General features: G+C 72.8%; 2 protein-coding genes and 2 pseudogenes. All 4 read left to right on the top strand.

The features are described 5' to 3' along the window. Nucleotides 1-318, top strand: a pseudogene (locus G3I19_RS35500) (hypothetical protein); the annotation flags it as partial. Between the two features lie 40 nt (nucleotides 319-358). Continuing rightward, nucleotides 359-952: a PadR family transcriptional regulator gene (locus G3I19_RS35495; protein ID WP_164267804.1), complete on the top strand. Its 594-nt coding sequence runs from the start codon at nucleotides 359-361 to the stop codon at nucleotides 950-952. A gap of 532 nt (nucleotides 953-1484) precedes the next feature. Next, a complete protein-coding gene (locus G3I19_RS35490; protein ID WP_164267803.1) occupies nucleotides 1485-2234 on the top strand; it encodes an ABC transporter ATP-binding protein in 750 nt (249 codons plus the stop codon). After that, nucleotides 2231-3314: pseudogene (locus tag G3I19_RS35485) on the top strand (ABC transporter permease); the annotation flags it as partial. The gene G3I19_RS35490 and the pseudogene G3I19_RS35485, both read left to right, overlap by 4 nt.

Below are 3314 nucleotides of genomic sequence, written 5' to 3'. Positions count from 1 at the left end.
AGCCTCGCCGCCCACCCGAGCGCCCCCGCACATGCGGCCCACCCGACCGAGCCCGCGCGCGCCCCCCACCCGCCGGCCGTCCGGCACCAGCGCTCCTGGACGCCGGGCAACGACGAGGACACCGGGCAGGCACCGGACCCGGCACCGAGCAGCACCGCATCCGGCACCAAGGACATGGAGGCGGCGGCCAGGCGCTCCACGCAGCAGGCCGTTCCGCGCGACTCGGCGCTCGCGCTGCACGTGGGCGCACTGGGCGCCGGACTTGCCCTGGTCGGTCTCGGTCTGGGCTTCCTGGGACTGCGGCTGCGCCGCCCGTAGGAGCTTGCGCTCGGGAGCATACTCGGTATACATACTGAGTATGTCGATCCGTCACGGGCTACTGGCCCTCCTGGAGCGTGGCCCCCGCTACGGCTCCCAGCTCCGCACCGAGTTCGAGTCGAGAACCGGCGCCACCTGGCCGCTCAACGTCGGGCAGGTCTATACGACGCTCGCCCGCCTGGAGCGCGACGGCCTGGTGGCGCAGGACGCCGAGGACGACGCGGGCCACACGCTGTACGCCATCACCGACGAGGGCCGCGAGGAACTCCACGGCTGGTACGCGGCCCCGGTGGACCGCACCAGCCCGGCCCGCGACGAGCTCGCCATCAAGCTCGCGATGGCCGTCGGGGCACCCGGCGTGGACATCCGCGCGGTCATCCAGGCGCAGCGCGCACACACGGTGAAGGCGATGCAGGACTACACCCGGCTGAAGGCGCGGGCCCTGGACACCGCTCCGGCCAACCGTGACGAGGTGGCCTGGCTGCTCGTCCTGGAGCAGCTGATCTTCCAGGCGGAGGCGGAGGCCCGCTGGCTCGACCACTGCGAGTCCCGCCTGGTCCGCCTGGCGGCCGCCGCGCAGACGGACCCCGCCCCGGCCCCGACGGGAAAGCCCCGCACGAAGACCCGCCGCTGACCGAACCACCGAGCAGCAACACCGTCACCGGGCGGCCGACGAGCGGCCACCGAGCGACCGACGAGCCGTCACCGGGCCACCGATGAACGGCCGACGATCGACCAACGAGCCGTCACCGGGCCACCGATGAACGGCCGACGATCGACCAACGAGCCGTCACCGGGCCACCGATGAACGGCCGACGATCGGCCGATGAGCGGCCAACGAGCCGCCACTGACGGCCTGTTCGGGCACGCATCAGGCCCGTTCGGGCACCAACCCGACCCCAAGCGGGCACCGAACACGCCCGCCCGGGCACACACCGTGTCCACCTGGACCCACCCACCTGCCCTCCCCGCCCACCCCGACAAGCCCGTCCGGCGCTTGAGGACGGAAACCCCGGCCCACGGAGACCATCCGGGCGCCCCACCAGCCCGTCCGGCGCTTGAGGACAAGGCATACGGGGCCACCCGTGCCGCCCCACCCGCACACCGCATCCCCACCGCACCAGGCCCGACCACCCCACCACCCACACCACACTCAGGGGGACCCCATGCCCGACCGCCCCAGGCCCACCACCGCGCCACCCGTACTGGAACTCAGAAACCTCACCCGCACCCATGGCACCGGCATAGCCGAGGTGCACGCCCTGCGCGGTGTGGATCTCGCCGTCCAGGCAGGTGAACTCGTCGCCGTCATGGGCCCGTCGGGCTCCGGCAAGTCCACCCTGCTCACGCTGGCCGGCGGCCTGGACACCGCGAGCACCGGCCAGGTGATCATCGAGGGCCAGGACATCGCGACGCTCACCCGCAAACAGCTCGCGGCCCTGCGCCGCCGCAGCGTCGGGTACGTCTTCCAGGACTACAACCTCATCCCGGCGCTCACCGCCGCAGAGAACATCGCCCTGCCCCGCGAGCTGGACGGCGCATCCGTACGCAAGGCCCGCAGGGAAGCCAGGGAAGCACTCGACGGCATGAATCTGGCCGAGGTCGCCGACCGCTTCCCCGACGAGATGTCCGGCGGCCAGCAGCAGCGCGTGGCCATCGCCCGCGCCCTCGTCGGCGACCGGCGGCTCGTACTCGCCGACGAACCGACCGGTGCCCTGGACTCCGAGACCGGCGAGGCGGTGCTGGCCCTGCTGCGCACCCGCTGCGACGCGGGCGCGGCAGGTGTCATGGTCACCCACGAGCCCCGGTACGCGGCCTGGGCGGACCGGGTGGTGTTCCTCCGGGACGGTTCGGTCGTCGACCAGACGCTCAGCACCGACGCCCAGTCGCTGCTCACCGTCGAGGGCGCCGAGTGAGCGTCTTCCAGGGCTGGCGCGCAGCCCTCCGTATCGCCCGCAGGGACGCCCTGCGGGCCAAGGGCCGCAGCGCCCTCGTCGTCGCCATGATCGCGCTGCCGGTCCTGGGCGTCACGGCGGCGGACATCACGTACCGCAGCGCGGACCTGACCGAGGCGGAGCAGCTGACCGCCGCGATGGGCGCGGCCGACGCCGTGTTCAGCGATCCGGGACTCGGCGGCAGCCCCATCGAGCAGCTGCCGACAGCCGACTCGTACGCGCAGGCCGGGACGGACGACAACGGCGGGTCCGGCGGGAAGGCCGGATCGCCCACCGGCCGGCCGGACCTGAAGGCCGCGCTCCCCGCCGGTGCACGCGCCCTCAGCCTGCAGAACGTGCTGTCGACCGTCACCACCAAGTACGGCATCAAGACCACCGAAGTCACCGAACTGGACACCGCGGACCCGATGGTCGGCGGAATGATCGATCTGGTGCGCGGCGACTACCCGAAGACCAGCAGCGAGATGGTCGCCAGCGATGCCTTCCTCAAGTCGGCAGGGCTGCACGTCGGTTCGCACACCACGGTCCGCGGCGTCGACAAGACCTTCACGATCACCGGTGCCGTCGAGGTGCCCACGAGCTTGAAGGGCAGTTTCCTGTACGTGCGGCCGGGCGCCCTCATCAAGCCCTGGCAGCGGGCGGCCGCCGCCGACCACACCCTCACGCCGCCCGTCCCCGAGGACGGCTCCCTGTTCGTGAAGGCCGCCGGAGCCTCGGGCGTGAGCTGGCGGGACGTTCTCGCGGCCAACAAGCGCGGCGTACTGGTCAAGTCCAGGAGCGTCGTTCTCGACCCGCCGCCGGACTCCGAGGTCCCGGGGGCTTCCGATCTCGGCGGCTCCGGTTCAGGGGGCGGATTCGAGCTGACCGCGTCGCTGGCGACCGTCGTCGCCATGGCGATGCTGGAGATCGTGCTGCTGGCGGGGCCGGCCTTCGCGGTCGGTGCGCGCCGCTCACGCCGCCAGCTCGGCCTGGTCGGCACCTGCGGCGGCGACCGGCGGCACATCCGCGCGGTGGTGCTCGCCGGGGGAGCGGTGCTGGGCG

Origin of the sequence: Streptomyces sp. SID10853 (assembly GCF_010548145.1) — a bacterium.
Lineage (GTDB): Bacteria > Actinomycetota > Actinomycetes > Streptomycetales > Streptomycetaceae > Streptomyces.
The sequence above is the reverse complement of the archived record's forward strand: the minus strand, read 5'-3'. Positions and strand labels throughout refer to the sequence as shown.